At 36.5% G+C, this 3,140-nt stretch carries 2 protein-coding genes; one reads left to right on the top strand and one right to left on the bottom strand.

The window, feature by feature from the left end:
* A partial coding sequence (locus F6K13_RS25545; protein ID WP_287288783.1) for a DUF3386 domain-containing protein occupies nucleotides 1–675 on the bottom strand: 675 nt, incomplete at its 3' end.
* A gap of 482 nt (nucleotides 676–1,157) precedes the next feature.
* Between F6K13_RS25545 and F6K13_RS25540 the strand changes: the two genes are divergently transcribed.
* Nucleotides 1,158–2,921 (top strand): serine/threonine-protein kinase, encoded by a 1,764-nt coding sequence (locus F6K13_RS25540; RefSeq protein ID WP_124154613.1) that lies wholly within the window; start codon nucleotides 1,158–1,160, stop codon nucleotides 2,919–2,921.
* Nucleotides 2,922–3,140: the final 219 nt, after the last annotated feature.

Raw genomic sequence — 3,140 nt, 5'->3', positions numbered from 1 at the left:
AAAATAGACCAAAAGCTCAGATTGTTTCTGCACAACAGCTGGTTCTAGCAATTTGATATTATAGTAGTTAAATACGGTTGTTGTTACTTGACCTTTTTCTGTAGAATAGACTACCTGACGAGTCATTATGTAGTAACTGCCAATTTTTTCATAACTGTCCTCAAACTCTAGTTCTCTGATGATTTCATTGGTTTGAGGGTTGCGGAAAATGGCGTTATAGTGAGTAGCAATAAAACCTTCTCCTGTATCCAAGCTTTTGTGAGTATTAATTACGAAAGCCATTCGGCCCATTACCCGACTAACTAGACAAATTTCCCGATCTCTAACCTTGTAATTTGACCCCATCGCATCACCTTCGACAAGAATTTCAACTGCACCAGTTTCATCCTGATCGCCTAGACTGAAGTTATTTTTACCATGGGATGCTTCAAAGGATGAACGTTTGCGGTGAGTAACTACGTCCCGCAATTGAGTATAAACGCTTTGTTGTACTTCCTCGTCTGAGATACCTGTGACTTCTACACTGAAGTCTGCTTTTATCGAAATTTGGCCATTGTACAGTTCTGACCCTTGTTTTAGTTCAATATCGGCACTATAACCGGGAAAATTAGAGTCCCAAGTGTAGCGATGTTCGTAGGCAGCTTTAAATAAATCACGAGCATTTTGTTCTGTCATAGAAACCTCTTTTTCTCAAAATTGTTTTGCATTATTTTACCATAAAAGAGTCCTTTTGAAATTTATTAGCACTGTGTTCAACTCATCTCAATAATTAGGTAATCAAAAACAGTCTCTCAGGTATATCGATACTTACGATTGTATAAAAAGTATAAAAAAATACCATTTTTAGGAAAAAATTTATTGTAAATACTTTAGCTATAAACAGCAATTAATATAGCTCGATTATGCCACTTATTTTTAGCATAATTAAGTACAAGTATAATAAAAGTTTGCCAGCTAACTAAGTAACTAAATAACTTCTGATGTACCTAATTTTTATTTCATCAAAAAAAAATTATAATTCTTAAATATTATTGCCAAAATGAGGAATAGCGGTAATTTGTAATTGCTACTCAATAAAAAATATGGTATAATTATTAAATAGAGTTATTGCATTAGCACCCCATTTACAGGTAGAAAAAAACGGCGGTACTATTAACATGAACCAAGACCTTTCTAGCCACGGCTATCAAATTATTAGAGAAATAGAACGTCACCAAAACGAAGGAGAAGTGACATATCAGGGACTAGCTCTCAAACAAGACCAAGAGGTGGTCATTAAAGAATTTCGTTTTGCAGATAGTGATGCAAATTGGGCAGGGTTTGAAGCTTACGAACGAGAAGTAGAAATTCTCAAACAACTACAACATCCTCGTATTCCCAATTATGTAGACTCTTTAGAAACCACCGAAGGATTTTGCTTAATTACAAAATATCAAAAAGGCAATTCTTTAGCAGAAAGAAGAAGTTTTACTCCCGAACAAATCAAGCAAATTGCGATTTCAACTTTAGAAATTTTAGTTTATTTACAAAAGCAAACTCCACCAATTATTCACGGTAATATCAAACCAGAAAATATATTAGTTGATACCCACTCCCATGGTGAAAGATTCCCTATTGCACATTTAATTAATTTTGGTTCTGCACGCATAGGAAGAGAAGATATTTTAAGTGATGCTATAAGTGGTACTCCAGGGTTTATGTCACCAGAACAAGAATTAAATGGTACTGTTACTATAAATTCTGACTTATATAGTTTAGGCGCAACCTTGATCTGTTTGCTAACAGGTACTCCTAGTACAGAGGTCAAAAACTTAATAGACCGCAACTATAGTTTTAATGTCAAAAAATTAATGCCACAACTGAGTACATTATTCACAATGTGGCTAGAAAAAATGCTGTCTCCCAATAGCAAAGACCGTTTTGAAAATGCAGCAGCAGCTTTAGCCGCACTCAAACCAATTCCCATGTTTGGTGATGCTGCTAATTTTAAGAATGTGACGATGGCAATGAAACCTGTAAAAACATCTGCTATATTTGGAATGGCTAGTATTACAGCTGTTGCTATATTAGCTACTAGTTTAACAGTGTTTCGACAGCAACAACAACAAACTAATTTCTCGAAAACACAAAGACCTCAACAGGAAATTGTCACCAAAAAAATCTCAGGTAAGAGTGCAGTTGAGCAATTACAAACAACTGGAGAATGCCAAGGTTGTAACCTTCGTGGTGCTGACTTGGCAGCTATCAAAATTGAAGATGCTTATTTGCGAGAAGCAGATTTATTCAAAGCTAATTTGAGAGGTATCGAACTCAGGGAAGCTAGATTGCAAAATGCCAACCTCAAAGGTGCACAAATGCAAGGAGCAAACCTAGTTAAAGCTAAACTACAGCAAGCTAATTTGTCTAACGCTCGTTTAGAGGGAGCAAATTTGATGAGTTCTAATTTGCAAAATACCAAATTGGAAAAAGCTTTCCTTCGTGGAGCAACTTTAATGAGGGCAGTATTAGAAAATGCTAATTTACGACGAGCTAATTTATCTGGTGCAAATTTGATGAATTCTAATTTGCAAGCTGCTAATTTGCAAGGTGCTAGTCTTAAAGATGCTAAACTCACTAAAGCGAATTTCAAAGGAGCGAATTTAAGAGGAGCGAATTTAGGTGGGGCAATGATGAGTCGTGCTAATCTCCGAGGTGTAGATCTCAAGGGGGCAGTCTTAAAAGATGCTGATCTCAGGAGAGCAGACTTAGTAGGAGCAAATTTGACTGGTGCTAAGTTAATGGGTGTTGACCTCAAGGGAGCTAAACTCAAGGGAGCTAACCTGAAAAATGCCAATTTACAAGGAGCAAATATCGAAAATGCTAATCTGCAAGGGGCAAATTTGCAAGGGGCAATTATGCCTGATGGTAGTTTGAATGAGTAGTTGAATAATTCAGAACTTACGCATAACCACCACATATAGCAAAATTTGTAGGGTGCGTTAGACGGCTAAAATCTAGATTGCGGGTGGTATTTAACAATCCGTCGTAACGCACCATTTTAGATACGGCTAAAATCTAGTGGCGCGTCAAGCTTAAAATGGTGTATTAGCTTCATAGGCAAGAAGTTATCATCACAGACCATCAGGCGATCGCTAAAAATA

Source organism: Okeania sp. SIO2B9 (assembly GCF_010672505.1).
Classification (GTDB): domain Bacteria; phylum Cyanobacteriota; class Cyanobacteriia; order Cyanobacteriales; family Microcoleaceae; genus Okeania; species Okeania hirsuta.
Note: the sequence above shows the minus strand (reverse complement) of the source record. Positions and strands in the feature narration are given on the sequence as shown.

Coding starts and splice junctions, on each gene's coding strand:
- F6K13_RS25540 (WP_124154613.1), top strand. CDS start 1,158: ATGAACCAAGACCTTTCTAGCCACGGCTATCAAATTATTAGAGAAATA.